This window comes from Rhodococcus sp. C-2, from assembly GCF_027854095.1.
Classification (GTDB): Bacteria; Actinomycetota; Actinomycetes; order Mycobacteriales; family Mycobacteriaceae; genus Rhodococcus_F; species Rhodococcus_F qingshengii.
Genome location: NZ_JAQGFI010000006.1, coordinates 290,060 through 315,824, shown reverse-complemented (window position 1 = coordinate 315,824; position 25,765 = coordinate 290,060). Strand labels below are relative to the sequence as shown.

General features: G+C 62.6%; 28 protein-coding genes. 10 read left to right on the top strand and 18 right to left on the bottom strand.

Features of this window, described 5'->3' with window-relative positions:
• Positions 1 to 246: 246 nt before the first annotated feature.
• A complete protein-coding gene (locus tag PCS43_RS15380; protein WP_064073985.1) occupies positions 247 to 2,523 on the top strand; it encodes a SulP family inorganic anion transporter in 2,277 nt (758 codons plus the stop codon).
• Positions 2,524 to 2,527: 4 nt separating this feature from the next.
• Here the strand turns inward: PCS43_RS15380 and PCS43_RS15375 are convergent, their stop codons facing one another.
• From PCS43_RS15375 to PCS43_RS15365, 3 genes are read right to left on the bottom strand one after another with little or no spacing between them, the layout of a single operon-like run.
• The gene (locus tag PCS43_RS15375; protein ID WP_003939972.1) at positions 2,528 to 3,871 is read right to left on the bottom strand and encodes a sensor histidine kinase; all 1,344 of its coding nucleotides are present in this window, start codon (positions 3,869 to 3,871) and stop codon (positions 2,528 to 2,530) included.
• Complete coding sequence (locus PCS43_RS15370) at positions 3,868 to 4,572, bottom strand: response regulator transcription factor (protein WP_003939853.1); 705 nt, start codon at positions 4,570 to 4,572, stop codon at positions 3,868 to 3,870. The genes PCS43_RS15375 and PCS43_RS15370 overlap by 4 nt, the downstream gene beginning before the upstream one ends.
• A 40-nt stretch (positions 4,573 to 4,612) precedes the next feature.
• Positions 4,613 to 5,188 carry a TetR/AcrR family transcriptional regulator gene (locus PCS43_RS15365; protein WP_007733449.1) on the bottom strand — a complete coding sequence of 192 codons (576 nt, stop codon included), beginning with the start codon at positions 5,186 to 5,188 and terminating at the stop codon, positions 4,613 to 4,615.
• Positions 5,189 to 5,277: 89 nt separating this feature from the next.
• Between PCS43_RS15365 and PCS43_RS15360 the strand changes: the two genes are divergently transcribed.
• A complete protein-coding gene (locus PCS43_RS15360) occupies positions 5,278 to 6,273 on the top strand; it encodes an ABC transporter permease (protein ID WP_209909639.1) in 996 nt (331 codons plus the stop codon).
• On the opposite strand, the gene PCS43_RS15355 is transcribed toward PCS43_RS15360, so the two are convergent.
• Complete coding sequence (locus PCS43_RS15355; protein WP_064073987.1) at positions 6,270 to 6,647, bottom strand: DUF952 domain-containing protein; 378 nt, start codon at positions 6,645 to 6,647, stop codon at positions 6,270 to 6,272. The genes PCS43_RS15360 and PCS43_RS15355 overlap by 4 nt on opposite strands.
• Positions 6,648 to 6,723: 76 nt before the next feature.
• Between PCS43_RS15355 and PCS43_RS15350 the strand changes: the two genes are divergently transcribed.
• Together PCS43_RS15350 and PCS43_RS15345 are read left to right on the top strand one after the other, a co-directional pair.
• Positions 6,724 to 7,311 carry a TetR/AcrR family transcriptional regulator gene (locus tag PCS43_RS15350; RefSeq protein WP_064073988.1) on the top strand — a complete coding sequence of 196 codons (588 nt, stop codon included), beginning with the start codon at positions 6,724 to 6,726 and terminating at the stop codon, positions 7,309 to 7,311.
• A gap of 10 nt (positions 7,312 to 7,321) precedes the next feature.
• Entirely contained in the window at positions 7,322 to 8,668 is a 1,347-nt protein-coding gene (locus PCS43_RS15345) for a cryptochrome/photolyase family protein (RefSeq protein WP_064113356.1), read from the top strand.
• A 4-nt stretch (positions 8,669 to 8,672) separates the two neighbouring features.
• Here PCS43_RS15345 and PCS43_RS15340 read toward each other — a convergent pair whose 3' ends face one another.
• From PCS43_RS15340 to PCS43_RS15330, 3 genes are all read right to left on the bottom strand, one after another.
• Positions 8,673 to 9,041 (bottom strand): VOC family protein, encoded by a 369-nt coding sequence (locus tag PCS43_RS15340; protein WP_042921654.1) that lies wholly within the window; start codon positions 9,039 to 9,041, stop codon positions 8,673 to 8,675.
• A gap of 156 nt (positions 9,042 to 9,197) precedes the next feature.
• Positions 9,198 to 9,644 (bottom strand): hypothetical protein, encoded by a 447-nt coding sequence (locus PCS43_RS15335; protein ID WP_058226108.1) that lies wholly within the window; start codon positions 9,642 to 9,644, stop codon positions 9,198 to 9,200.
• A 134-nt stretch (positions 9,645 to 9,778) separates the two neighbouring features.
• Entirely contained in the window at positions 9,779 to 11,017 is a 1,239-nt protein-coding gene (locus tag PCS43_RS15330; RefSeq protein WP_003940229.1) for an MFS transporter, read from the bottom strand.
• Between the two features lie 113 nt (positions 11,018 to 11,130).
• Here PCS43_RS15330 and PCS43_RS15325 point away from each other — a divergent pair, with 113 nt between their 5' ends.
• Positions 11,131 to 11,721, top strand: a complete 591-nt coding sequence (locus PCS43_RS15325; protein ID WP_007733425.1) for a TetR/AcrR family transcriptional regulator — start codon at positions 11,131 to 11,133, stop codon at positions 11,719 to 11,721.
• On the opposite strand, the gene PCS43_RS15320 is transcribed toward PCS43_RS15325, so the two are convergent.
• Both PCS43_RS15320 and PCS43_RS15315 read right to left on the bottom strand, forming a co-directional pair.
• Positions 11,679 to 12,299 carry a GNAT family N-acetyltransferase gene (locus PCS43_RS15320; protein ID WP_270923064.1) on the bottom strand — a complete coding sequence of 207 codons (621 nt, stop codon included), beginning with the start codon at positions 12,297 to 12,299 and terminating at the stop codon, positions 11,679 to 11,681. The genes PCS43_RS15325 and PCS43_RS15320 overlap by 43 nt on opposite strands.
• Before the next feature lie 57 nt (positions 12,300 to 12,356).
• Entirely contained in the window at positions 12,357 to 12,941 is a 585-nt protein-coding gene (locus PCS43_RS15315) for a TetR/AcrR family transcriptional regulator (RefSeq protein WP_136470778.1), read from the bottom strand.
• 87 nt (positions 12,942 to 13,028) lie between these two features.
• On the opposite strand from PCS43_RS15315, the gene PCS43_RS15310 reads away from it, so the two are divergent.
• Positions 13,029 to 13,415, top strand: coding sequence for a DUF1304 domain-containing protein (locus PCS43_RS15310; protein ID WP_003939752.1), 387 nt, complete (start codon positions 13,029 to 13,031; stop codon positions 13,413 to 13,415).
• 7 nt (positions 13,416 to 13,422) lie between these two features.
• Here PCS43_RS15310 and PCS43_RS15305 read toward each other — a convergent pair whose 3' ends face one another.
• The 3 genes from PCS43_RS15305 to PCS43_RS15295 form a co-directional block, all read right to left on the bottom strand.
• Positions 13,423 to 13,932, bottom strand: coding sequence for a hypothetical protein (locus tag PCS43_RS15305; RefSeq protein WP_257233514.1), 510 nt, complete (start codon positions 13,930 to 13,932; stop codon positions 13,423 to 13,425).
• A gap of 300 nt (positions 13,933 to 14,232) precedes the next feature.
• Positions 14,233 to 15,078 carry a mycofactocin-coupled SDR family oxidoreductase gene (locus PCS43_RS15300; protein WP_020970454.1) on the bottom strand — a complete coding sequence of 282 codons (846 nt, stop codon included), beginning with the start codon at positions 15,076 to 15,078 and terminating at the stop codon, positions 14,233 to 14,235.
• A 92-nt stretch (positions 15,079 to 15,170) separates the two neighbouring features.
• The gene (locus PCS43_RS15295; RefSeq protein ID WP_003940009.1) at positions 15,171 to 17,087 is read right to left on the bottom strand and encodes a propionyl-CoA synthetase; all 1,917 of its coding nucleotides are present in this window, start codon (positions 17,085 to 17,087) and stop codon (positions 15,171 to 15,173) included.
• A gap of 178 nt (positions 17,088 to 17,265) precedes the next feature.
• On the opposite strand from PCS43_RS15295, the gene PCS43_RS15290 reads away from it, so the two are divergent.
• A complete protein-coding gene (locus tag PCS43_RS15290) occupies positions 17,266 to 18,537 on the top strand; it encodes an MFS transporter (RefSeq protein ID WP_209909636.1) in 1,272 nt (423 codons plus the stop codon).
• A 20-nt stretch (positions 18,538 to 18,557) separates the two neighbouring features.
• Here the strand turns inward: PCS43_RS15290 and PCS43_RS15285 are convergent, their stop codons facing one another.
• The 6 genes from PCS43_RS15285 to PCS43_RS15260 all read right to left on the bottom strand — a co-directional run bounded on the left by PCS43_RS15285 (position 18,558) and on the right by PCS43_RS15260 (position 24,168).
• The gene (locus PCS43_RS15285) at positions 18,558 to 19,598 is read right to left on the bottom strand and encodes a hypothetical protein (protein WP_020908745.1); all 1,041 of its coding nucleotides are present in this window, start codon (positions 19,596 to 19,598) and stop codon (positions 18,558 to 18,560) included.
• Positions 19,595 to 21,082, bottom strand: coding sequence for an acetyl-coenzyme A carboxylase carboxyl transferase subunits beta/alpha (locus tag PCS43_RS15280; RefSeq protein WP_209909633.1), 1,488 nt, complete (start codon positions 21,080 to 21,082; stop codon positions 19,595 to 19,597). The genes PCS43_RS15285 and PCS43_RS15280 overlap by 4 nt, the downstream gene beginning before the upstream one ends.
• A 94-nt stretch (positions 21,083 to 21,176) precedes the next feature.
• A complete protein-coding gene (locus tag PCS43_RS15275; protein WP_007733417.1) occupies positions 21,177 to 22,370 on the bottom strand; it encodes an ABC transporter permease in 1,194 nt (397 codons plus the stop codon).
• Positions 22,367 to 23,263, bottom strand: a complete 897-nt coding sequence (locus PCS43_RS15270) for an ABC transporter ATP-binding protein (RefSeq protein ID WP_003939757.1) — start codon at positions 23,261 to 23,263, stop codon at positions 22,367 to 22,369. Before PCS43_RS15270 ends, PCS43_RS15275 begins: the two co-directional genes overlap by 4 nt.
• A gap of 43 nt (positions 23,264 to 23,306) precedes the next feature.
• Positions 23,307 to 23,852: a hypothetical protein gene (locus PCS43_RS15265; protein WP_003939943.1), complete on the bottom strand. Its 546-nt coding sequence runs from the start codon at positions 23,850 to 23,852 to the stop codon at positions 23,307 to 23,309.
• Entirely contained in the window at positions 23,845 to 24,168 is a 324-nt protein-coding gene (locus PCS43_RS15260; protein ID WP_209909630.1) for a helix-turn-helix transcriptional regulator, read from the bottom strand. The genes PCS43_RS15265 and PCS43_RS15260 overlap by 8 nt, the downstream gene beginning before the upstream one ends.
• A 109-nt stretch (positions 24,169 to 24,277) precedes the next feature.
• Here PCS43_RS15260 and PCS43_RS15255 point away from each other — a divergent pair, with 109 nt between their 5' ends.
• The 3 genes from PCS43_RS15255 (at position 24,278) to PCS43_RS15245 (ending at position 25,758) form a co-directional block, all read left to right on the top strand.
• The gene (locus PCS43_RS15255; protein ID WP_270923063.1) at positions 24,278 to 24,694 is read left to right on the top strand and encodes a hypothetical protein; all 417 of its coding nucleotides are present in this window, start codon (positions 24,278 to 24,280) and stop codon (positions 24,692 to 24,694) included.
• Between the two features lie 74 nt (positions 24,695 to 24,768).
• Complete coding sequence (locus tag PCS43_RS15250; RefSeq protein ID WP_021332241.1) at positions 24,769 to 25,182, top strand: VOC family protein; 414 nt, start codon at positions 24,769 to 24,771, stop codon at positions 25,180 to 25,182.
• A complete protein-coding gene (locus PCS43_RS15245) occupies positions 25,183 to 25,758 on the top strand; it encodes a TetR/AcrR family transcriptional regulator (protein WP_007733408.1) in 576 nt (191 codons plus the stop codon).
• The last annotated feature ends 7 nt before the right edge of the window (positions 25,759 to 25,765 follow it).

The following is a 25,765-nucleotide window of genomic DNA, read 5'->3' as shown; positions in this document are numbered from 1 at the left end:
CGGCCGCTGGAGGTGTGTCAGTCAAAATGCTTGCGGTTTAAAGCAATTCGATCGATCTTTTGGACCGATGTTCAGGTTCGAGTCACAGTGCCGGGCGGCGGTGACGTCGACCACGTCTGGGCTCGCATCTAAGGGAACGGTAAGGAATCGCGGTTACCATGGTCACAGTCGATCGGCGATACCGATCGCCGATTCGCTTCGAACATGTTGCCCAGCAGCCGGATCCGGGGTCCGGCGAGGAGATCTATGTCGACGCAGTCCGTAGTGCACGCACAATCATCCGCAGACGAGAGCGTCGTGGGGGATTCGTCTCCGCCGGGTGGTGGAAGCCGGCGATATCTCGAGCAACTGATCAGATACGACGTGCCGGCGTCGCTGGTCGTATTCCTGGTGGCGCTTCCCCTGTCATTGGGAATTGCGATCGCCTCCGGGGCGCCGATCATGGCAGGTCTGATCGCCGCAATCGTCGGCGGAGTGGTGGCCGGAGCTGTGGGAGGTTCACCGCTGCAAGTCAGTGGTCCCGCAGCCGGCCTGACCGTGGTGGTCGCCGAACTGATCGGCAAGTTCGGGTGGAAAGTCACCTGCCTGATCACCGTCGGCGCCGGAATTCTGCAGATCGTGTTCGGGCTCAGCCGAATTGCCCGTGCGGCGCTGGCTATTGCTCCAGTGGTGGTGCATGCGATGCTCGCCGGTATCGGCATCACCATTGCGCTACAACAGGTTCACGTGTTGTTGGGTGGAAGCTCGGCCAGCTCGGCGCTGGACAATCTACGGCAGTTGCCCGCACAGATCGGTGCCTTGCATGTCGAGGACCTGATGATCGGACTCGTCGTCATCGCCACCCTTCTCGGGTGGCGCTATCTCCCTGCCGGTGTCCGCAAGGTTCCGGCGGCGTTGGTGGGCATCGTATTGGCAACTCTCGCTTCGCTGGCGCTGCCGATCGACGTCGAGCGTATTGCTCTCGACGGATCTTTGCTGGACTCGATCGGACTCCCCGCTCTGCCCGACGGCCAGTGGCTCGGCGTCGCAACCGGCATCCTGACCATCGCCCTGATCGCCAGTGTGGAGAGTCTGCTCTCGGCCGTGGCCGTGGACAAGATGCACTCGGGCCCGCGGTCGAACTTCGATCGCGAGATGCTCGGCCAGGGCACCGCGAACATGGTGTCCGGGGCCATCGGCGGCCTTCCGGTCACCGGGGTGATCGTGCGCAGTGCGACCAATGTCGAGGCCGGGGCGAAGTCCCGCGCGTCGTCGATCATGCACGGCCTGTGGATTCTGCTGTTCTCGGCTGCGCTCGCCGGGTTGGTCCAGCAGATTCCGAAGTCTGCACTGGCCGGACTGTTGATTGTCATCGGTATTCAACTGGTCAAGCTGGCGCACATTCGGTTGGCGCGACGGACCGGTGATCTGTGGGTGTACGGCATCACGGTGGTCGGCGTCGTGTTCTTGAATCTGCTCGAGGGCGTCCTGATCGGGTTGGCGCTGGCCATCGCCCTCCTGGTGTGGCGTGTCATCCGCGCAACTGTCACCGCAGAAGAGTTGGGCGACAACGATTCCGGGAAGTGGCGCGTCCTGGTCGAAGGCTCGTGCACCTTCCTGGTGCTGCCCAAGCTGACGTCGGTGCTCGCCGGAATCCCACCGCGGTCGGACGTCACCGTCGAGCTGTCAGTCGACTTCCTCGACCATGCCGTCTTCGACGTCATCGAAGAGTGGGCGAGGCAGTACGAGTTGGCAGGTGGTTCGGTGATCATCGACGAAGTCGGCTCGGTGAGTATGGAGAGCGCGACCACCGGTCCGCCGAAGCGCGGCGCCGCAGTCACCGACCTGCGCGGCTTGCTCGCGCCGTGGGGCAGTTGGCAACCACAGGCTTCGGGGAGGAATCTGAGCAGCCCGCCGGCCTTGCGGCCCATTCTCGACGGGGTGTCCAACTATCATCGCCATCGCGCCGAAGCGATACGGCCGCACATGGATCAGTTGCGCGACGGGCAGAACCCCGACTCCCTTTTCCTCACCTGCGCAGATTCGCGAGTGGTGCCGAACATCATCACGAGCAGTGGCCCCGGTGACCTGTTCACCGTGCGCAATGTCGGAAACCTGGTTCCTGCCGGCGGCCGCGATACGTCGGTGGAAGCGGCACTGGCCTTCGGGATCGACGAGTTGGGTGTCAGCTCGGTGGTCGTGTGCGGACATTCGGGCTGCGGCGCGATGCAAGCACTCCTGACCAACGGTCCGTCGGAATCGGGAGTCGTCGGTGAATGGCTGCGGCACGCGGAGACGAGCTTGCAGGCCTATACGAGTGGCCATCCGGTCGCGCGTGCTGCGGCCGAGGCAGGTTTCTCGGAGGTCGATCAGCTCGGAATGGTCAATGTCGCAGTCCAATTGCAGACTCTCGAACGCCATCCTCTCGTCGGTCAGGCCCGTGTGGATGGTCGCCTGCGTATCGCCGGACTGTTCTTCGACATCGGCTCGGCTCGGGTCATCGAAGTGACAGCGTCGGGGATCGGCCAGTTGATCGAGACCTGAAGGGCTATTCGGGTCCGGGCTGATCCCTGAGTTCGACCAGCAGGCGAGCCCCGCCGAGTGGACTGTCGTGAAATGTCGTCCGTCCGCCGTGCAGGGCCGCCTGCTGCGCCACCAGCGCCAGGCCCAAACCGGAGCCTGTCTTGCCTGCCGTCGATCCGCGAGTGAAGCGCTCGAACACGCTCGAGCGTTCCTCGGCCGGTATTCCGCAACCGTTGTCGTCGATCGTGATCGTGACGGTGTCTGGTGAATCGGCCGGGCGAGCGAGGGTGATGCGCACCGCGCTCGCGCCGCCGTGGCGGACTGCATTGGTGATCGCGTTGTCGAGGATCAACCGGATTCCGCCGGGAAGGGCCCGGATGCAATAGGGGAGTGGGGAATCCACCGTGACGACGCCGACGTCGAGCCCAGGATGATGTCGGCGTGCGTCGTCGGCGGCGATGTCGCAGACCTCGGTCAAATCGGTGTCCTTGAAATCCTCGGCCGTCGAGAGTTCACCCTTCGCCAGGCGCTCGAGGTCTCTCAGAGTTGACTCGACGCGGCCCTGCGCGCGGGCCAGATCTGTGAGGATCTCGCGTCTTTGTTCGTGATCGAGGTCGTGAATGGACAACACTTCGATGTCGGTTCGCATTGCTGTCAACGGAGTTCGGAGTTCGTGAGCCGAGGCGGACGCAAAATCTCGGGCGGCGGCAAGGGCGGAGTTGGTTGCGGCTTGCGCTCGAGCGACGTCGCTGAGCATCGATTCTGCTGCTGCGGCAAGCTCGTCCGCTTCACGGATTCCGGAAACCTCGGTGGCGAGATCGGGATCGCGCCTGGCGATCCGGCGGGTCAACTCCACGAGGGGGCGCACCGCCGGGCCACCGAACAACCATCCCAACGCAGCTGCGGCCGCTACGGCCCCGACGCCGAAGAACGCAACCTGTCGCTGTTGGTCGACTGTGATGTCTCGCGCTTCGGCATAGGGAACCGCCAGCGAGACAAGGGCATTGATCCCGTCGGCCTCGGCGGTATATGCCCGGTACTTCGTACCGTCCACGTCGACGGTCGCCGAGCCGACCGGTAGTTCGGGCAGTCGCGTCGGGGTACTGGATTTGACGGTTCCGTCGGTGTCGGAGCGGATGGTCACGGAAAAGGCGCCGCCGTCTCCGAACGCGCCGAGAAAAGGTCCCGCTGTAGCCGCATTGGCCACGATGACCGTCGATGCCGTCTCCAATCGACGGTCCAACTGCGCCAAATTGTTTCGTGCGATAGCCAGTGCAACGACCACACCGAGTGCGATGACGATGAACGTCGCCCCCAGTGCCGCGGCCGCGGCAACGCGAGTTCGTAGTGAGAAGCGGCGACGCTTCACGGGTTCTCCCGAAGCACGAACCCGACGCCGCGAACGGTATGCAGCAGACGAGGTGAACCGCCGGATTCGAACTTTCGACGCAGATAGCCGATGAAGACGTCCACGACGTTCGTGTCGGCGACGAAGTCGTAGCCCCACACCAGTTCGAGGAGACGTTCGCGAGTGAGCACGATGCCGGAATTGTGTGCGAGCACTTCGAGTAGCTCGAATTCGCGTTTGGTGAGCGGTACTTCCTTGCCGTCGACACGAACCCGGCGACCGGAGAGATCGATGTCGAGGTTTCCGACCCGCAGGGTATTCGTACCCTCGGAGTGATCGCCGGCCGGAGTGTTGCTGCGACGGAGCATTGCGCGGATCCGGGCAACCAGTTCGGCAAGAACAAACGGTTTGACCATGTAGTCGTCTGCACCGGATTCGAGCCCGGCGATGCGATCGTCGACCGAGTTGCGCGCACTGAGCACGCAGATCGGGATTTCGTTGCCGGCGGCACGAAGCGCCGTCACCACACCGGTGCCGTCGAGCACCGGCATGTTGATGTCGAGGACTACCGCGTCCGGTCGCTTGTCGGAGATCACTCGGAGCGCGTCGGCGCCGTCCACCGCCGTCAGTACGGTGAATCCCGAGAGCCGCAATCCGCGTTCGAGTGAGGTCAGGACGTCTGCGTCGTCGTCGACTACGAGGATTTTCGGTATCTCGGTCACAGCCCCATTGTGCCTTGCCTGGTACGTCGGGTTTCGCCGATCAGACCGGCAAGTCGGTACCGTCCGGACGCAGACCGGCCATGAACACCGCGACCAACCGCGGGACCAGGTTCGGCATGGCCTCGTCGGACAACTCGATTTGCGGGCGCGTCAGTTTGGCCAGAGCCATGACGAATTCGAGCGGTTGCAGATCGGCGCGAACCAGTCCGGCGCTCTGAGCGGCGCCGATCGTCGCGGTCATCTTCGTTTTCGTCACCTCACGCACCGCCAGAACTTCGGGCGCCAGCTCGGTGAAACTGCGTTCCACCAGTGCAGGAATGAGCGCACCCAGGCGCAGTTCCACGAGGCGGTCCACCAGCGTGTGCCACGCGTTTATCGGATCGGTGGACATTGCCGTGAGTGCGATGTCGGCAGCCTCGCGGACATCGGTCAGTGTTGCGACGGCAACGGCGGTCACGAGGTCCTCGCGCGTCGGAAAGTTTCGATACAGCGTGGCGATGCCCACTTTCGCGAGTTCTGCGACTGCATCGAGCGGCGCGTCGTGCCCGCGCTCGGTGAACACCGCTCGTGCGGCGTCGACTATTGCGTTTCTGCGTTCACGTGCATCGGCTCGCACATCCACCTCCGGTATTGACAGTTCATCATAACCGGAGGAATATCTTCCACAAATAGTGGAGGAAAAACTTCCACTTAGGGAGGGTAGTTATGAACGCCGAAGTTGAAGCACAGGACCGCAAGAAGTTGGTGGCTGTGGTGTTGGGCTTGTCCGCCGTGATCGGGCTGATGCTGCTTGCCTTCGTACTGCCCTCGGTCAACAGTGGCCCGCACGAACTGAAGTTGGGCATCACCGGTCCAGCTGCGGCAACCGAACAGATCAGCACCTCGCTCGAGGCGAGTAAGCAAGGCGCCTTCGATACTCGAGAATTCGCTGACGCCGACGCCCTGCGTGACGCGATTCGGAATCGCGACGTGGTCGGCGGAATCGCCGTTGATGCCAACGGTCCTCACGTGTTGATCGCGACCGCAGGCGGAACCCCGATCGCCCAAACCTTGACCGGTCTGGCCAGTGGGCTCGCGGAGAGTTCGGGGGTGAAGGTTCCCGTCGAAGACGTTGTGCCGTTGACGGCGGACGACCCGACCGGTGCTGGGCTCACGGCATTGGCCTTGCCCTTGGTGTTCGGTGGAATCATGCCTGCTGTTGTTCTCGTGCAGCTGTTTCCGCGCAGCATTGTCAAGCGAGTGTTGGGCGCTGCCGGCGTCGCGGTTGTCGCGGGTTTTGCCCTGACTGCCATTCTGCAGTTCGGTACCAGCAGCCTTGACGGAAACTACCTGCTCACCGCGCTCACACTCGCCGTTGGTATTTCGGCCATCTCGCTTCCCATTTTGGGGCTCGAATCCCTGCTCGGGATGAAGGGGTTCGCGTTGGGCGCCGTCACGATGATGTTCATCGGAAACCCACTCTCGGGGATGGCGACAACTGCCGCGTGGTTGCCCGCAGGCTGGGGCGCATTGGGGCAGCTGCTCCCACCCGGCGCCGCAGGAGCATCCGTCCGTTCGATGGCGTTCTTCGACGGCCATGGCGCCACCACGCCACTTCTGGTGCTGGTGTGCTGGATTGCCGTCGGGATCGCGCTGTGCGTGGCTGCCGGCCGGAAGAAGGCGTCTGCGCCGGTTATCGAACCGGAGGCTGCGCTGGTCTAGCCGGCGTAGCTTGCGTACGGGGTCAGGTCGGGAATCGGCCAGACCCCGTCAACGCGTTCCACGGCCAGTTCGGCGACCACGGTGTCCTCGTCCATCGGTAGAGGTCGGAGGATTCGGGGCTTTTCCGCCTCCCATTCGACGTCGATGCCCGCGGAGGTCAGGGCGTCCTGATCGATGACGGCGACGACCAGCGGCAATGTGAGGTCGCCGAACACCAGATCGAGCACCGAAGCGAGTGCGTCCGGGGTCGTTGCGCGAATGAATCCTGCCTCGTCGTAACTGATTCCGCGCGTCGAGACCTCGTACTCACCGAAACGCTTGCATGCTTCCCAGTCGTCGGCGATAGCGACGTGGACGAGTCGTTGTCCGGTCATGCAGTGCTCCTGTAGTATTCGAATTAATGAAACGTCAACGTAGCATTAATTTACCGGCACGGTAACAGGGGACTTGATGGAGCAACCGCGCAGACGTGGGAGAACCAGTGACGCCGAGCGCGCCGAACGACGCAACGAGATTCTCGACGTCGCTGTCGACTCGTTTCGAGATGTCGGGTTCGCCCGAACTACCATCGAGGGCATTGCCACGGTGGCCGGCGTCGCCAAGCGCACCGTGTACAGCTACTTCGGCGACAAGTCTGCGGTCTTTGCAGCTGCGGTTGCGCGTCAGCACGCGTACGTCGACAATGCCGGCGAGGGCCAGTCCGACCTGCTCGCCGCTGCAGTGGACATCGTCATCGCCCTGCACAGCGACAACTCGATTGCGCTGCACCGCATGATGATCGGCGAGGCAGTGCAGTTCCCTGAATTGGCCGCAGCGTTCTACGAATCCGGCCCGGCCAAGTCGATTGCCTTTCTGGAGAAGATATTGATCGATCAGCACGGCCAGAAGGCTGCGCTGTGCGCGGATCAGTTGTACACCTTGCTGCTCGGGGAGGAGCACCGGCGGCGACTGCTCGGGCTCACCTCCGAACCGACAGTCGAAAGAGCGGCGCAACTGGCGGCCCGCGCGGTGGGATGCGTTCTGAGATCTGATCGGTAGGCTCGACTGGGTGAGTAACTCTGTGATCTGGTTTCGACGCGATCTGAGGGTCGGTGATCTTCCGACTCTGACTGCAGCGGCGGATGCCGGCGGACAGACGTTGGGTTTGTTCGTCCTCGACGAGAAGTTGCTCGGACCGGCAGGCTCACCCCGCCAGAATCAACTGTTCGCCAACTTGTCGGCACTCGACAACCAGCTCGACGGACGATTGATGGTTGTTCGAGGTGATCCGGCAGACGTGGTGCCCCGCGTGGCGGAATCCGTTGGCGCCGAAGAAGTTCACATCAGTGGCGACTACGGGCCCTACGGCCGACGGCGCGACGCGGCCGTGGCCGAGAAGGTGGAGTTGATCGCCACCGGGTCACCATATGCCGTGGCGCCCGGACGCGTCACCAAGGCGGACGGTGATCCGTACAAGGTGTTCACGCCGTACTTCCGTCAGTGGATGGAACATGGTTGGCGGGGCCCCGCGTCGACCGATGCGGGGACGGTCCGTTGGTTCGATCCGAGCGAGAAGGACGGTGGCCCGCGCCGGGTGAGTATCCCCGCGCCGTCCGGCACCGTCAGCGATGTCGTCGGTGAGGCCGGTGCGCTCGAACAGTGGAAAGAATACTGCGAGAACGATCTTGACCGGTACGACGACGAACGAAATCGACCCGACCTCGACACCACGAGTCGGATGTCGATCCCGCTCAAGTACGGCACGATTCATCCGAGAACTATGTTGGCAGATCTCTCCAAGCGACTCGGAGACGGCGCTCAGGCGTACCGTCGCCAGCTTGCTTGGCGAGACTTCTACGCAGACATCCTATTTCAGCGCCCCGACAGCGCGCGGAAGAACTACGACGACAAGTTCGACCGTTTACGTCACGACGGGGGAGTCGACGCAGACGCCGCCTTCACGGCCTGGTGTGAAGGCAAGACCGGCTTCCCGATCGTGGATGCCGGCATGCGGCAACTCGCCGCCGAGAACTGGATGCACAATCGGGTCCGAATGATCGTCGCGTCATTCCTGGTGAAGGACCTGCACATTCCGTGGTGGCGCGGCGCACGGTACTTCATGTCGCAACTGGTGGACGGTGACTTGGCCTCCAATCAGCACGGGTGGCAGTGGACTGCCGGGTCGGGTACGGATGCTTCGCCCTTCTTCCGCGTCTTCAACCCGATCACGCAAGGGGAGAAGTTCGATCCCGACGGCACATACGTCCGTCGGTGGGTCCCCGAACTTCGCGATGTTCCCGGGAAGGCCGTCCACTCGTTGAAGGCGATGCGCCCAGTCGACTACCCGGACCCGATAGTCGATCACGCGCACGAGCGTGAGGAGGCCTTGCGCCGGTACGGCGAGATCAAAGGCTGAGTGCTCAGTGATCTGCGGGCGCTACGCGGACGCGGTTTCCGTCCAGATCTGAAATGACAAACGTCAGACCGAAGACATCTTCGTTGGGTTCTTCGACGACCGAGACTCCCTTGGCCACCCACTCGTCGTGGATCGCCCGAATTTCGTTGCTCCCGCCGTCGACCAAGATGCCGACTTCGAAATTGCGCGGTGTCGCGGGATCGAGGTCGCGGGACTTGCCGCTCCACAGTGCAAGGACCACACCGCCGCCGAGGTCGAAGGTCATGTACCGAGGGCTGAGGACCTCAGGCTTCGCGTCGAACAATTCGCCGTAGAACGCTGCTGCGGAGGCGGCATCGCTGACGTAGATCAGAAACTGGTTGGGTAGTCGCACTGTGGTTTTCCCTCTCCCGTTGATTTTCGGGCCACCGGCAGCGGGGCGTGTGCCTGGTCGTGCGGGGCTGCGTTCAACAATCCCCGCGCGCCGGACGAATGTCCAAGAACAAGTGCGTCTGAGAGGCAGATGGATTACTTATGACGACTGCCGCAGTCACACCGCACTGAGGTGGTACCCGACGCTCAGGTTCGGGTAGTAGCCGTCGATGTAGCTCGAGATGAAGTAGTGATCAGGGTCGGTGGTGCGAGTTCCGTCGGTGTCGAACTGCGGATAGTCGTTGGCCGTGAAGACGGCTTGTCCGCCGTCGGGAGTGGAATAGACGACGTCGACCGTCAGGCCGCGCGGGTCCTGGTTGTATGCCGTGACGATCTCGGTCTCGTGAGGCGCGAGCGACTGGCGTGGGCTCTGCATCCACTGTCCGTAGGGGTTGTCGGCGCCTTCGAGATGAATTGTCTGTTCGGTGTCGTTGCTGATCGTCATCGTGATGCTGTTGCCGGTTGTGGGAAGGGTTCCGGCACTGGCGATTCCGCTCAATCCCAAAGTGAGGGCGCCGGCGGCCAGAGCTGTGATTGCGGCAACTACGTAGCGTGGGTTCGTCATCGTCGGTGTCCTTTGTCCGGGTGAGCGTTCGGTTGGCTCTCTCGAAGACAACTATGTCGGAGCAGATCGATGTCGTATGTCCACTCCCCGGACCCTGTGCAGGCGGAACGGTGTGTCCACCGATCGGGGGACACCTACTCCGACACCGAGACGGCTTCGACCTTTCGCTCGCCGGTGACCAGCAGTCCGATCAGTGCGGCCGCCGCGAGCACCATGACGAGTGCTCCGTAGCCACGCGTCGTATCCACCAATCCGACCTTGCCGACCAGGTAGCCGGCCAGCAAGGCGGGAAGACTGTTGGCCAGATATGCGATGACGTAGACGGTGGACAACAAACCCGCGCGTTCGTGGTTCTCGGCCAGCGGCATGACGGTGAGGATAGTTCCTTGGAATCCTGCTCCGAAGCCGATACCTGCAACAGCCGTACCGACCAGAATCAATACGGCAGAGGATGTTTCAGCACCGATGAGTGTGACGGCCACCCCGAGCACCAAGGCGGTGGTTCCGATCAGCATCACGGTCCGGCCGCCGAGTTTGCGGAAGGTGAGCACTGCTGCCGCTCCGAATCCTGTCAGTGTTGCGACCATGATGGCACCGATGAGGGAGCTGTGAACGTCAAGTGCGTTGCGCGCCAATGCAGGTCCGAGTGAGAGGTAGAAACCTCCCAGTGCCCAGACCGCGATCAGGCACGGTGCGGTCAGGGCAATCATCGTGCGCGCCTGACGAGGAACGGCCAGTGTGGGGCGCAGGGACTGCCAGGCTCCGGGGCGTCCGCCCGAAGTCTCGGGAGCGGCCCATACTCCGAAGATCTCGAGAATGACAAGCACGAGAAGGACCAGGTAGACAGTGCTGGTGGGACGGGGCAGGTGCTCGCTGATGAGGCTCGAACCCACTGCTCCGACTGCAAGCCCCATCGTCGGAGCGACGCTGTTGATGATCGATCCTCGGCCCGGAGTGCGTTCGAGGTCGATCAATGCCGAACCCAGAGCACTGATTGCAGCGCCGGTGGCAACACCCTGTACGACCCGGGCGATGAGCAGGATGGTCAAACCGTCGGCCGAGGCGAACAGCGCGAGCGAGACTGCCTCGAGCGCGAGTGCTCCGAGCAGGACCGGGCGCCTGCCGATGTGATCGGACAGGGATCCGGCGGTCAGGAGCGTGGCGAGCAATGCGAGAGCGTAGATGCCGAACACGAGCGTCGACGCGAGCGAGGAGAATCCCCACAACTGTTGATAGTGCTCGTACAACGGTGTCGGGGTCGCGGATGCGCCCAGGAACGTGGCGATGATGACGGCGATGAGTGTGAAAGCGACGCCTCGCCCAAGGCGTGGGCGTGAAGTGCTCTCGGTCTGTGGTGAAACGGTCGTTGTCATTGTCGTAGCGCTTCCCGTGCGGGTGGTGAAGACTTCAAACGCAAATACTTTGCGTTTGGGACGCTACGCCTGGCCGTAGCCTAATGCAACATCTTTGCGTTAGTATTGGATTTATGAGTCCGTCCGCAGGTCCGCGCCCCGGTGGCCGTAGTGCGCGCATCCAACAGGCCGTGCATGCGTCGGCGCGCAAGTTGTTGGAACAGCGTGATCGAGCCGAGATCACGGTGCCGATGATCGCGACCGATGCGGGAGTGACCCCGTCGACCATCTATCGGCGGTGGGGTGACATCAACGAAGTCTTTGCCGACGTCTCGATCGAGAGATTGCGCCCGGACGCCGACCCGCGTGAAACGGGCTCGCTCCGAGGGGATCTGACGATTTGGGCGCAGGAGTACCTCGAGGAGATGTCTGCGCCTGTCGGTCGTGCTTCGTTGCGTGACGTGTTGATGAGCGACGATCAGACGCATGCACCGGACGGTACGAAGAAGTTCAAGTGTGCCTTCTTCTGTAGGACGCAGATCGACGTGATCCTCGCGCGTTGGCCGGAAGCTGCCGGCGTGGATGGTGATTCGGTGGTCGACCATGTAGTGGCGCCGATCATCTACCGAATTCTGTTCGACCTCGAACCGGTCGTGCCGCAGCGAGTTGCGGAATTGGTGGATCAGACGCTTGCCCTCGCGGCGCGAGTCGTTGCCGAAGGCTGATCGCTACGTAGTCGGGCGTGGACGTGCATGTCGTGCCAGCCGTCGGCGTGCCTGGCGGAGCTTCGTCGAACACCTTCTTCGCTGAACCCTGCTTTGGTGGCGACTCGGCACGATCGTGGGTTGTGGATCGAGTGCTCGAGTTCCAGTCGATGAAACCCCGCTTCGCGGAATGCCCACTCGGACAGTGCGGTTACAGACTGGGTGCACAGTCCGCGGCCGCGCGCCGCTGGGGTCACCCAATACGCGAGCTCGGCAGTGTCGTCCCACAAATTCACCCCCTTTGCTGCGATTCGACCGAGGAGTTCATTTGTCTCGGGAGCGGCGATCGCCCAATGGCATTCGGATTCGCTTGCCCACCCGTCTCTCCACTGGGTGAGCCAACCCCGTGCTTCGTCGATCGAGTCGGCGCGGCGGATGTGCCAACGCTGAATCGACGGATCGCGAAAGGCTTCCATGACGGCCGGTGCGTCGTCGCGGGTCCAGGGTCGGAGAATCGCGAAAGTCCCGACGTGGATCGAGGGTTGGTCCATTCCCCGGAGATATCCAGCGGCGATAGCGGGCGTGGTCAACTTGGGCACGTGAAGCATCATCGCCTACCCGCCTGATGGCGGGCAATGGCGTGAGCTCTCCGGTCATTATCCCTGCCACTCTGCGTTCAGTCGGCGCGCAGATTCCAGAGTTGCGATGGCCTCTTCGGTGTCAACTCGTGCGAGTACCAACGCACTTACCGTGCAGGAGAGAAGGATTCGAGTGCGATCTGAGAGCGTGGCGTCTGTCTCGGTTGGAAACGCGGCGTGTAATCCACTGTTGATCGCGTCGGCGAGTTCTCGGCGGTACGCGCGGATCACTGCGGCCGCCGCATCGTCGTGCGCGCCGAGTCCGGCAGCCGTATTGAGAAGTAGGCAACCGCGCCGAGGTGAGTCGGCAGTCATGGTGCCGATCGCGTGCGCAAGCGAGGAAAGGTAGTCGTCGACGGCGTCTGCCCCGGGATTTGTCGTGAGGCTGCGCAGACGTGGCCGGATGACATGGTCGAGGTACATCTGCACGGCGGCGTCGAACAATCCGCGCTTGTTGGTGAACGAGTTGTAGAGACTTGACCGACTCAGCCCCGTCGCGGATTCGAGGTCGCCGAGTGAGGCACCTTCGTATCCGCGTGCCCAGAAAACGTCCAAAGCGGCAGCGACCACGGCTGTTGTGTCGAATTCTTGTGATCTGCCCATCAAAGCCTCGCTCTTTCTGTATCGTTCGGTCCAGTATATATTGGACCGAACGATACAGAATTCACTCGAAGCAACAGGAGCTCACCGATGAACGTCGCCGGCTACATCTTCGCGGGACTGGCCGCAGCAGTGCACGTGTACATTTTTGTCCTCGAATCGATTCTCTGGACGGCCCCGAAGACCCGCGCCACGTTCGGCGTGAAGTCCGAGGAAGAGGCGATCACCACGCAGCCGCTCGCCTTCAATCAGGGCTTTTACAACCTTTTCTTGGCGATCGTGTCGGCGGTCGGCATCGTGATTGCGGCGACCGGCTCCGCGTCGGTCGGAATTGCCCTCGTACTGGCAGGCACAGGATCGATGGTTGCCGCGGGATTGGTGCTGATTCTCTCGTCTCCCGACAAAGCCCGCGCAGCCGTCGTACAGATGCTTTTCCCAGCTATTGCCGTTGTTCTGCTGGTAATCCACCTGCTTTGAGTGGTCTCTATCCGCCGCCGAGCACCAGTGATTCGATCAACGCAAAAGCCCCGTTGAGTGCTCCGCAATCGAAGGCTTCGGCCAGGGCGTAACCGATGACAAGTTCGTCGGTGCTCGGCGTGCTCGACCAGACTGCGTCGGTCTGTCTGGGATCGGATTCCTCGTTCTTGGAGAAGTGCCCGATCCGCACTCCGTCGCGGGTGAATGCACTGTTCGCGTCGTCGACTGGGGCGAAGTTCAAACTCACGCCGTCGACGAGTGCCGAGACAGAGTACGAGCGACGGGACAGAAACCCTTTGCCGACAGTGAGTTCGACTTCGTCGCCACCGACAGTGAAGAACAAGTCGGCGGCGGCGCGCGTTCCGATGGGTGTGCCTTCACGGCGCGGGGCATCGACTCGACGCGTCAACAGAGCGTGTGAGTTGCCGTTTCGGACGTCGACGACCCCCGTGTCGACATCGAACGAGATCTCGACTTTTCCGTGAATCGGGTCCATTACGGCGTATTTGACCGTCACTGTGCCTACCCCCTGTAAGTGTGAACTCGGGTCCATAATACGTGGTGGGAGCGTTGTCCGGTATGCCCGAATCCAAAAAATAGTGCCGAATGACGCGCGTTTGCGGCCAAATGCTTCTACGCTGGGTCTTGGGTTTGTTGCGCATCCCACAACGGTTTTTCCCACACCAGACGAGGAGCGCCTATGAGGTTGTCGACTACTTGTTCTGTTGCTACGAAGGCTTGATCAAGCCGGAATTGCCTCTGCCGGATGGTGCTCGAGACCCATCCGGCAGAGGCAATTCTGCATCAGTTCGGGCCTTCAGCCGCCGGCGAATTTTTCCGAGGTGCCGAGATCGATCGGCAACGCGATGCCGGTGATCCCGCGCCCGGCCGGCCCCACCAGATAGAACACCGCATCCGCAATCACTTCGGGGTCGACCCACGGGTGGGGCAGCAGATTCAGCTTCGACATGATCGGAGCGGTATCGGCGAGGACAGGATTCTCCAAGTCTGGACGGAACGCACGAACCATCGGTTCGTTGTCGATCATCGTCGTTCGCACATTGCCCGGGTGTACGGAGTTGACTCGGATGTCTGCCCAGCCGAGTTCGTTGGCCAGAGACTTCGCCAGCCCCCGAACGGCGTGCTTGGACGCGGAGTAATGTGCAATCCCCGGCACGCCTCGAAGCCCGGCCATCGAGCTGATCAACACAATGGATCCACCTCGATTGCCGTTCATGATGTGCGGAATCGACACCTTGGTCGTCAACCAGACGCCGGTGACGTTGATGTCCATCAGCTCGCGGAACTCTTCGGCGCTCAGGTCCCAGGACAATTTCGCCGACGCCGCGATTCCCGCGTTGGCGATCACGATGTCCAGTCGGCCGAGTTTCTCGACTCCGGCGTCGACCGCTGATTTCAGGGCATCGAGGTCGCGAGTGTCCGCGACGGATGCGACGATACGCCGGCCCTGAGCTTCGACCAGGGCGACGGTCTGGGCGAGGTCGGCTTCGGTGGCCATGTCGTACCCCGCCGTTGCGACCGGCGCGCAGAGATCCACCGCGATGATGTCCGCGCCCTCGGACGCGAGCTTGACGGCATGCGCGCGCCCTTGACCACGCGCCGCTCCGGTGATGAATGCGACCTGACCGTCCAAATTGCCCATCGAACTTCCCCTGCCCGTGTGAATCGCCGAAACTGGAACGTGTTCATACTGCTACGTCCGGAGGCAGACGGACAGGGGAATTCGCTGAATCCTTATCCGCGAAGGAGTTTGGACAACTCGTCCAATACGCTCGCGTCCTCGATGGTCGACGGGACCGTGTACTCCTCGTTGTCGGCGATCTGCCGCATGGTCTTGCGGAGGATCTTGCCGGAACGAGTCTTCGGTAGTGCGGCGACGACGGTGACGTCCCGGAAAGTGGCGACGGCACCGATCTGGTCTCGCACCCGCGCGACCAGTTCTTGTCGGAGTGTTTCGGGATCGATGTCGACGCCGGACTTGAGCACGACATAACCGCTCGGCCGTTGCCCCTTGAGTTCGTCGTGAATGCCGATGACCGCGCATTCGGCGACAGCCGGGTGGCCGGCGACGACGGCCTCCATGCTTCCGGTCGAAAGGCGATGTCCGGCAACGTTGATCACGTCGTCACTTCGTCCGAGCACGAAGACGTAGTTGTCCTCGTCGATGTACCCGGAGTCGCCGGTGAGGTAATAGCCTTCGAAAGTCGACAGGTAGGACTTCACGTACCGGTCCTCGTCACGCCACAGTCCGGCGAGTGTTCCGGGAGGAAGCGGCAGGCCGATCACGATGTTGCCCTCGGTGCCCGGACCCACGAGTTCGCCCTTGCCGTCGACGATTTCGACGCGGTATCCGGGGCAGGCGACGGTGGGTGAGCCCGCTTTGATCTCCATGGGTTCGAGGCCGCGCAGATTCGCGCAGATGGCCCAACCGGTTTCTGTCTGCCACCAGTGATCGACCACCGGGCGATCGAGAATCCGAGTAGCCCACTCGTAGGTGTCGGGATCCAAGCGCTCGCCGGCCGCGAACAGTGTGTCGAGCGACGAGATGTCGTACTTGGCAAGCTCTTTTGCGTCCGGGTCGGCCTTGCGGACCGCGCGGATCGCTGTCGGAGCGGTGAAGAGTGCCGACACGTTGTATTCGGAAATGATGCGCCAGAACGCACCGGCGTCGGGGGTGCCGACGGGCTTGCCTTCGTACATGACCGTCGTGGCTCCGGCGAGCAACGGTCCGTAGACGATGTAGGAGTGGCCGACCACCCAGCCGACGTCGGAGGCGGTCCACCACACCTGTCCTGGGCTGATGTCGTACAGATTCTTCATGGTCCACGTCAGCGCAACGGCATGGCCACCGTTGTCCCGGACGACGCCCTTGGGCTTACCGGTCGTTCCCGAGGTGTAGAGGATGTAGAGCGGATCCGTCGCGGCGACCGACACCGGGTCGGCCGGGGTGGCGTCGGCGATCAGCTCGTCCCAGTCGAACCAGGCTGCGGCACTTGACTTGTAGTCGGAAGCTGCACCGGGAATCTGCTCGCGATTCTTCACGATCACGGTGTGCGCGGGAGTGGCGGACAGTTGCAGAGCCTTCTCGACCATCGGCAGGTACTCGATTGTTCGTCCGGGTTCGAGGCCGCCGGACGCCGTCACGAGCACCACTGGACCGGCGTCGTCGATTCGCGTTGCGAGCTCCTTGGCCGCAAAGCCGCCGAACACCACCGAATGCACAGCGCCGATTCGCGCACACGCGAGCATCGCGATCGCAGCCTCGGGGATCATCGGCATGTAGATGATCACGCGGTCGCCCGCCACCACACCCTGATCTTTCAAGACGCCGGCGAAGAGTGAGACCTGCTCGAGCAATTCGGCGTAGGTGTACGTGGCCTTGGTGGGTACCATCGCGGAGTCGAAGATCAACGCGGTCTGATCGCCGCGGCCGTCGCGGACGTGCCGATCGAGGGCATTGAAGCTGGTGTTGAGCGAAGCATCCGGGAACCAGCGATAGATCGGCGCGGCAGAGTCGTCGAGAGCCTTGGTGGGGGCGACATCCCAGTCGACGGCCCGCGCAGCGTCGAGCCAGAACTTCTCCGGCTGATCCATGCTCTCGCGATATGCGTCGGCATACGTGGTGTGGGACGCCTGCTCGGAAGAGCTCATCGACGTGTGTCCTCTCGTGAACTTCGCTTACCGGTGACCTGAAACACCTTAGGTCACCGTCAGTGCGGTGCGCCTCAGTAGCGGTGCGGGTACCGTCCCTTTGCGCCGGGCGGGCCTGTCCCGTCGGCCAGTGGCGCGCAGGGGTGGGATAGGGCAGGGACTGAAAGGGGGGATCGATGTGACAGGTGCAGCGCAACGCGCAGGCTTCTGGGGAGTCCTCGCTCTGCGTGACTTCCGACTTCTGTGGACCGGCGACGCAGTCAGCGGTATCGGAAACGGTGTCACGACCGTCGTACTGCCGCTGATCGCGCTTCGCGAACTGGACGCGAGTAGCTTCCGGATCGGTGTGCTGGCATCGGCAGTGTGGTTGCCGTGGTTGATCGTCGGACTACCAGCCGGTGCCTGGATCGACCGGCTGCCTCGGCGCCCGATCATGATGATCGCGAACGCTGCGTGCGCGCTGTTCTTCGCGAGCCTCGCGATCGCCGGCTTCCTGGAGGCGATGACATACGGCCACCTGCTCCTGGTCGCGCTGCTCACCGGTACAGCCACCGTCTTCTTCCAGGCGGCCTATCACTCGTATCTCCCCACGGTGCTCGCCGAAGCGGATCTTGTCGAAGGGAACTCGAAGATTCAGGGCGCCGAGGCCGCAACTCGGGTGATCGGCCCAAGCGTCGGTGGGCTGGTGGTTGCAACTGTCGGGCTCGCGGCCGGTCTGGTTGTCGACGCGTTCACGTTCGCCTTCTGCTTTGTATGCATTTGGCTGATTCGTGTGCAGGAGACCGTCCATCGCGGACAGAATCAGCGAGAACCGTTGCGACGCCAGATTGCGCTCGGACTGCGATTCGTCGCCGGTGATCCGTATCTGCGGTCGATCGTCGTCTACGGCACTCTGCTCAATTTCGGTCTCACCGGGTACTCCACGATCCAGATCGTGTTCCTGGAAAAGACGGTTGGCGTGGGGGAGTTCGGACTCGGGCTTCTCCTGGCGATTGCCGGGGTGGGCGGAATTGTCGGATCGATGATCGCGCGCCCGCTCGGCCGCAGATTCGGCACTGCCCGAAGCGTTCTCACCTGTCAGTTGGTGACGGGACCGTTCATCCTGTTAGCACCTCTGACGACGTACGGTGCCGGCCTGTTCTGGTTCTGCATCGGCGGCATGGTGATGGTTGCGGGCGTCGTGTCGTGCAACGTGGTGCTCGGCAGTTTCCGTCAAAGTTACTGTCCGCCGGACCGCCTCGGACGAGTGGTGGCAACGAGTATGTTCCTGCTGCACAGCAGCATTCCGCTCGCTGCTCTGACGGCAGGCTACCTCGGCGACGCAGTGGGACCGCGCGGGACGATGTGGATCATGGCCTGCCTGATCGCGCCGTGCGGATTGGTCTTGCTCTTCAGCCCCCTCCGCGGAATCCGCGATCTACCGAGTCGGCCTGCGATCTCAGTGCGGTAGAGAATCGCTGCGGTAGGGGATTACTGCGGTAGAGCCGCGGCGGCCTCTTCGCTTCGAATCGCGATGCGAAGTGTCGCGAGCATGAACAGTGACACTGCGAAACCGAAAAGCGCGCCGAACTGGTCCTGCGTGAACAGATAGACCTGCGTCACCAGGAGACTCACGATGAGGGATGCACGCAGGAGTCTCAGGGCTCGCAGGTACGGACCGCGGAAGAGGAACCACACTCCCAGAACCACAAGAACTCCGGTTGCGACGGTGGAGATCTGGACCACCAGGTCGGAGACGTCGTCGGCCTCGACGACGTTCTCGGAAACCAACGCGTAGATCACCTGGACAATCGCCAGAAGAGCCTGCAGTACGAACAGGGTCAGGACCAGTCTGCGGACGACCCGGTGCCGGAGCAGTTCCTCGGCACGGTGGAAGAACGCGTTGCGGCCACGAGTGATCTTCGATTCGATACCGCCGGTCGGCGGAGTCTGTGAATGCAGGCCGGCTTTGATCGAATCGACGAGGTCGGTGAGGCTGCGGTCTTCGACGCCGTCGAGTACGCGGAGGGCGTGGTTGTACTGGATCTCGTCGAGCTGACCGAGAGCGAGGTCCGAGAGCGCTCGCGCCCCGATGGCGAGCCGATGACGATCATTCATTCCGCGCCGAATCACCACCTCGCGCGCGGCAAGATAGAAGAGAACGAAGACGACGTACATGATCGCGATGGCAGGCTGGTAGAAGTAATCGACGTCGGCGGTGACGAATTTTCCGACCTCGTCAATGAAGAGACCGAACCCGATTCCGCCGACGAGCGTGGCCAGGTCACGCGTGCGAGAGCCTTCGGTGATGGCGGTCGCCACGATGGCTACGGCCATCAGCAACCCGCCCCAGAGAACGTGTGCGATGTGGAGGGCGCCGCCCCCGATCTGGGGATAGCCCGTTGCCGCCAGATATGCGCGGGTGATCAGCACGGTGGCGATGCCCGCGAACAGGAACAATTCGAAACGAGCGAGTGCCGCGCGGTCGTAACTGTGCGGCAGCGTCAGCGCATTCCGGTCCTTCGTCGTCATTGCGGAACTCCCAGGTTTCGATAGCGCGCGATACGGGAGGACTGGCGATCGGTGTCCGACTCTTCGGCAAGCACGAAGAGTTCGTGCGCTATCGCAGCCCCTACCCTCTTGGAGAATTCCACGGGTTCGTCGGCCGCGTCAGGCGTTTCGGGAATGATCGCGTCGATCACGCCGTCTCGAAGCAGATCCAACGAACGAATGCCCTGCGCTGCCGCCATCTCCGGTGCGTGACTGATGTCGCGATGGACGATCGCGCTTGCGCCTTCCGGCGGCAGGGGAGCGAGCCACCCGTTCTGTGCCGCGAGTACCCGATCGGCGGGCAGCAGTGCGAGCGCCCCACCGCCTGTTCCCTGACCGAGCAACACCGACACTGTCGGGGTCTTCAGCGTCACGAGGTCGGCGATGCAACGGGCGATCTCAGGGGCCAGTCCACGTTCTTCAGCTTCTTTGGACAGCGACGCGCCCAAAGTGTCGATCACGAGGACAAGCGGGAGTTGTAGTTCTTCGGCAAGTTTCATGCCCCGTCGTGCTTCCCTGAGCGCTGCCGGTCCCATCGTGGTGAGCGCGGATTGGCCACTGCGGTCCTGGCCGAGCAGGATGCACGGAAAGCCTCGGAAGCGGGCGAGCGAGAGCAAGATCGTCTTGTCGGTTTCACCCTGCCCGGTGCCGCTGAGCGGTACCTGTTCAGTTGCGGCATGGCGGAGCAACTGCCGAATGCCGGGTCGATCGGCCCGGCGCGAGAGCATCACCGACTGCCAGGCGGGAACATCGGGAATCTCGGGTGAGGGAATCGGCTCCGTGGCCGCCGGGGCCGGGGGATCGGTGAGCACGCACAACGCTCGATTGACCAGCAGACGGAGGCGGTCGACGGGGACGACGCCGTCGATCACGCCGTTGCGATACAGATTCTCGGACGTCTGGATACCGTCGGGAAACTTTTCACCGTACAGCGATTCGTAGACACGGGGTCCGAGGAATCCCACCAGAGCACCGGGTTCCGCGACGGTGATGTGGCCGAGGGATCCCCACGAGGCAAAGACCCCGCCGGTGGTGGGATTGCGCAGGTATACCAGGTAGGGCAGGTGGGCCGCTTTGTGAACAGACACTGCCGCAGCGATCTTCACCATCTGAACGAAGGCGACGGTGCCCTCCTGCATCCGCGTTCCGCCAGAGGTGGGCGAGGCGAGCAGCGGGAGTTGTTCTGCCGTAGCACGTTCGACGGCGGTCACGATCCGCTCGGCCGCAGCGACTCCGATGGAACCGGCGAGAAAGCTGAATTCACAGGCAATTACCGCGACCCGACGTCCCCGAACGGTACCGACACCGGTGACGACGGACTCGTCAACTCCGCTCTTCTCGCGGGCCTTCGCCAGGTCTTCCGCGTATTTCGCGCCAGGTCCGACGTCGACGGGCGGGGAGTCCCAAGAGACGAAGCTCTCGGGATCGAGTACCGCAGTGAGTAGTTCTTCGGCCGAGATTCGCACAACGTCCTCCAAGTAAGCAGCACCCCGTCCAGGATGAACCTACCTGGACGGGGTGCTGCCGGGATCGTGTGGCGTCAGTTGTGTGCCGGATAAATCAGCGTCCGAACGCCTCTTTCCACGAAACGACCTTGCCGATGCGAAGGATGGAGCGCTGGTAGATCTTTGCCGCGATCATCGACAGCGCAGCGGTCACCACCAGCATCAGCAGAATCGTTCCCACGATCTGGAACGGAGAAGCAACACCGGCGGAAATGCGCAGGGGCATGAGGATTGCCGAGAACGGCGGAATCCAACTCAACACGTTGCTCAGGGTTCCTTCTGGATTGCTCACCGAAACGAAAGCCACGCTGACCATTGCCATGACGAGCAGCGCGAGAGGCATCGCGGTGGCGTTGACGTCCTCCTGTCGCGAGACCATGGACCCGGCCGCGGCGTACAGCACGGCGAAGAAGAGGAAGCCGAGAATGAACCACCCGAGAGTGCCGAACAGAACGCCGATTGCGGTGCCCGTCACGGTCAGGACGCCCGTCGCCAGTCCGGTGGCGACGCCCGCGACGGCATAGGCAGCCATCTGCATCAGGCCGACAGCACCGATTCCGAGAACCTTGCCCCACAACAACTGCAGTGGACGGAGAGTGGAGAGCAGCAACTCGACGACACGGCTGGACTTCTCCTCGACGACGCCCATCGCCACGTACGTTCCGAACAACAGGATCTGCATGTACAGGAGCACCACAGCAGCGATCGACATCGCTATACGTTGGCCCTGTTCGGGATCCGGGGGATCGATGGCATCGATGGTGACCACTGCGGTGGACGTGGCTTCGGCGAGCTGAGCCGGGTCGATCCCCGCAGCGGACAGCGCATTCGATTGTGCCTGCTGTGCAACGGAACTCTCGATGACGGCCCGCAGATTCGTGGCTACTTCCTTCTTGGTCACGACAGTGACGCCGCCGCCCGATCCAGCGATCACGGCCACGTCGAGGTCGCCGTCCTTGACTTGATCACGCGCGGTGCCGTCGTCGGAAACCTCCGTTACCGTCACCGGATTTCCGAGGGTGTCGCCGATGGACACCATCGTGGCACTGAGTGATTGGTTGCCGACCAAGCCGATCTTCGACTTGTCCTCGTCGCCGCCGGAGAAGAGCGAGAAGGCGATGATGCCGCCGATGATCGCGACCAGAATGATGACGTTGCTGATCACAAAACTCTTCTTCGAGATCTGCGTCATGAATTCGCGTCGGGCGACCAACCCGATGGCTCGACCTCCGCTCAACTGGTTGCTCATGCGGCTACTACCTCTCGGAACAGATCGGTCAGTGACGGACGTCGTAGCGTGAACTCGTGCACCGGTCCGGTTTTCAATGCTGCGTGCAGGATCTGCTGATCGTCGGCGGTTCCGTCGACGCTCAGGAGCGTTCGGCCGTCGAGGTGGCTCAGTGTGGTGACACCGATCAGATGGTGTGCCCAACCGACCGGCGCGTCAGGGGCGAAGACTTCGATTCGGCCGTCGCCCTTGCCTCGTAGCTCGTCGACGGTTCCGATCTCTCGCATGCTGCCGCGGCTGATGATGCCCACGCGATCGCACAGGCGCTCCACCAGATCCAGCTGATGGCTGGAGAAGATTACGGGAACGCCGGTGCGAGCCTTCTCGACCAGCACGTCACTCATGACATCGACTGCTACGGGATCGAGGCCCGAAAACGGTTCGTCCAGAACGAGTACCGATGGGTCGTGAACCAGCGCCGCCGCGAGCTGCACACGTTGCTGATTACCGAGGGACAGGGAATCGACGGTGTCCTTGACGCGTTCGGCGATGCCCAGACGTTCGGTCCACCGCTCAGTGGCCGCGTGCGCGTCGGCCTTCGACAGTCCGTGTAGCTCGGCCAGATAGGAAAGTTGCGCTCCCACCTTCATCTTGGGGTAGAGGCCGCGTTCCTCCGGCATGTATCCGATAGTGCGACGCACGTCGAGGTCGACGGGTTTGCCGCCGAGGCGAACTTCTCCCGAATCTGCTCCGAGCACACCCAGCGCAATGCGCATCGTGGTCGTCTTGCCGGCGCCGTTGCTGCCGACGAATCCGAAGATCTCGCCTGGGCGCACTTCGAAACTCAGGTTGTCGAGTGCGACGACGTCGCCGTAGCGTTTCGAGATGCCGTCGATCGTGAGGGTGGCTGACATGGGTCCTTCCCATCGGTCGAGTGGTGCGCTTCGGTAATACGGGTCAGAGATCGAACTCTTCCGAATCAATCGGATCCGGGTCTGGATTGGTCCACGAGAGAATCATCGCGGGCGTGCACGCGCCGATCAGCATTGCAGTCAGTGCCAATAAACCTCCCGTGTAAGGCAGCCTCTCTACATTCCACTGCACCGACGAGGTGAAAATGAGGAAAATGGCGACAATGAAGACCAACGTTTGGGTCACGCTGAGCCCGACGGAGCGAGCGTCGTTGCGTTGCTGGATCTCCCATTCGTCCAACGCCTGCCGCGGAGCATCCCCTTGCCGGCCCGACACGATTTGAAGTGAGGACCACGTCGGCAGGAACAGCAGGGTGAGGACCGGCCATGCCACGGCGAAGAGCGGATTGAACAGGCATGCTGTGCTGACGGCAACCATCGTGGTGAACAGGACCGCCAGGGCGACGACGAGTACGCGCCGACGTCGACGGGTTCGCCAATTCGGGAGCCAATGTCGGAACGTCTCCTCGTTCTGCAGGAACCGCCGAGTGCGGTGGGCCTGGTAGCGGTCGATCAGATTTGATTCAGGCACTTGGCTTTTCACTCCCCTCGGTAGTGCGGTCAGATCGGTAGACCTCGCTCGACAGTGCATTCCGGTAGACCTCCGTCGACAGCGGCCCGAACTCCGTCCGGGAGAACACCGCCTCCACCGGGAGGTCGAACACCCAGCAGATTCGGAATGCAAGATCCAGGCTGGGGTAGTGGTCACCGCGTTCGAGTGCCCCCACCGTCTGCGGATTCACGTCGACGAGTTGCGCAAGCTGTGCCCGGCTCATCTTCCGCTCGGCGCGAAGCACTCCGATGCGATTGAAGATGGGGAGCGCGTCTCCCCGCCGGACTGGGCTCATGCATCAAAGTGTTGTAAAAACCCAACAGTTTGTCAACACGAACCGCGATTGTTCGGCTTCTGGGGCGTGCCGGCGGATAAGGTTCGGGCAACGGAAGGGGCTTGGCATAGTGGTCGAACAGTTGGTGCTCGAAGAGTCCGGCCTGGTCGTGCAGGTGCGCGAGGATGGTAGCTACTGCGTGGGACCGCAAGGGCGCGACGCGGTCTGGCGCGATCCGATGGAGAAGGGTGCAGTCATCGGTATCGGGCAGCACACTCCGGGGGATGTGGAAGGCGAATCGTGGTGGGTCGTGTACGGCCAGTCGGACATCGGGGCGGACGTCACCGTTCGACTCGAGGACGGGTCGCACGTGCCGGTTTCGCGCCTCGGTGAGATCTTCGCCAGTGAATGGTTGAGTACCCCGCAGCAGGCGTTGCTGTACCGGTCCGATCGCCCGGTGGAGTCGCAGCCCACTAAACTGTCTGTGCTGTTCGCCAGGCCGAAGTTCATGCCCAAGGCGGCGTTTCCGGAGAATGATCGCTTGTAGTTGCAGCGAGCTGCCGTCGGGAGGCTGGCAGCCATCTTCTCGAAACATTACGGTACGTACTGTACTGTTTTGGAATGACAACTTGGCCGAACGACCTCGCAGTAGTGCAAGTGCGCGTAGCGCGACCCACCGACAGGCTCGACGACGTGATTGCGTTCTATCGCGACTGTCTGGGATTGCCAGAGCTCTACCGGTTCTCCGGTCATGCCGGGTACGACGGAATCATGCTGGGTCTGCCGGATTCGAACTATCACCTCGAATTCACGACCCACGAAGACGGAAGCCCGTGCCCGGCGCCGACGCAGGACAACCTGTTGGTGCTCTACTTCGCCGGCGAGTCGGCGATGTACGAGGTAGTTCAGAGGTTGGGGGAAGCAGGGCACGAACCCGTTGGCGCCGAGAATCCGTACTGGGAGGAGAATGCGGGGATGACTTTCGAAGATCCCGACGGCTGGCGTCTGGTGCTCATGCCGCGGCCGGTGCTGTAGATGGTGCGCGCCCGCGACGAGCGGATCGACGACGCCGTTCTGGCGGCAACCCTGGAGTTGTTGGGGGAGAACGGATATGCGGAGCTGTCGATCGGTTCGGTGGCGACGAGAGCGGGCGTGCATCGACCCGCCATCTACCGGAGATGGCCGTCGAAGCGGCATCTGGTGGTGGACGTCGTCGTGGCGCACATCGGCACTGATCCAACGCCGGACACCGGCGATCTCAGGGCAGACCTGGTCGCCGGCATCACGACATTGGTTGTGGGGCTGAGCGAAACGGTAGTCGGGCGGATCCTGCCCGCGTTGGTCGCGGATCTGGCGGCGGACCCGGAATTGGCGCGGGATTTCCAGTCGGCATTCTTTCAGCCACGACGCGATTCCACTGCGGCAGTGCTGGAATCGGCGCGCCTACGCGGCGACATACGGAGCGACTTCGACCTGGACTTCGTCCTGGACGCGCTGGCGTCGCCGATCTATTACCGAGCGTTGTTCCGTCACTTACCGCTGGACGCGCTCCTGGCCGAGCAGTCCGTCGATTCTGTGCTGCTGACGTTGACTCCCCACGAAAATTCTTGAAGCCGTT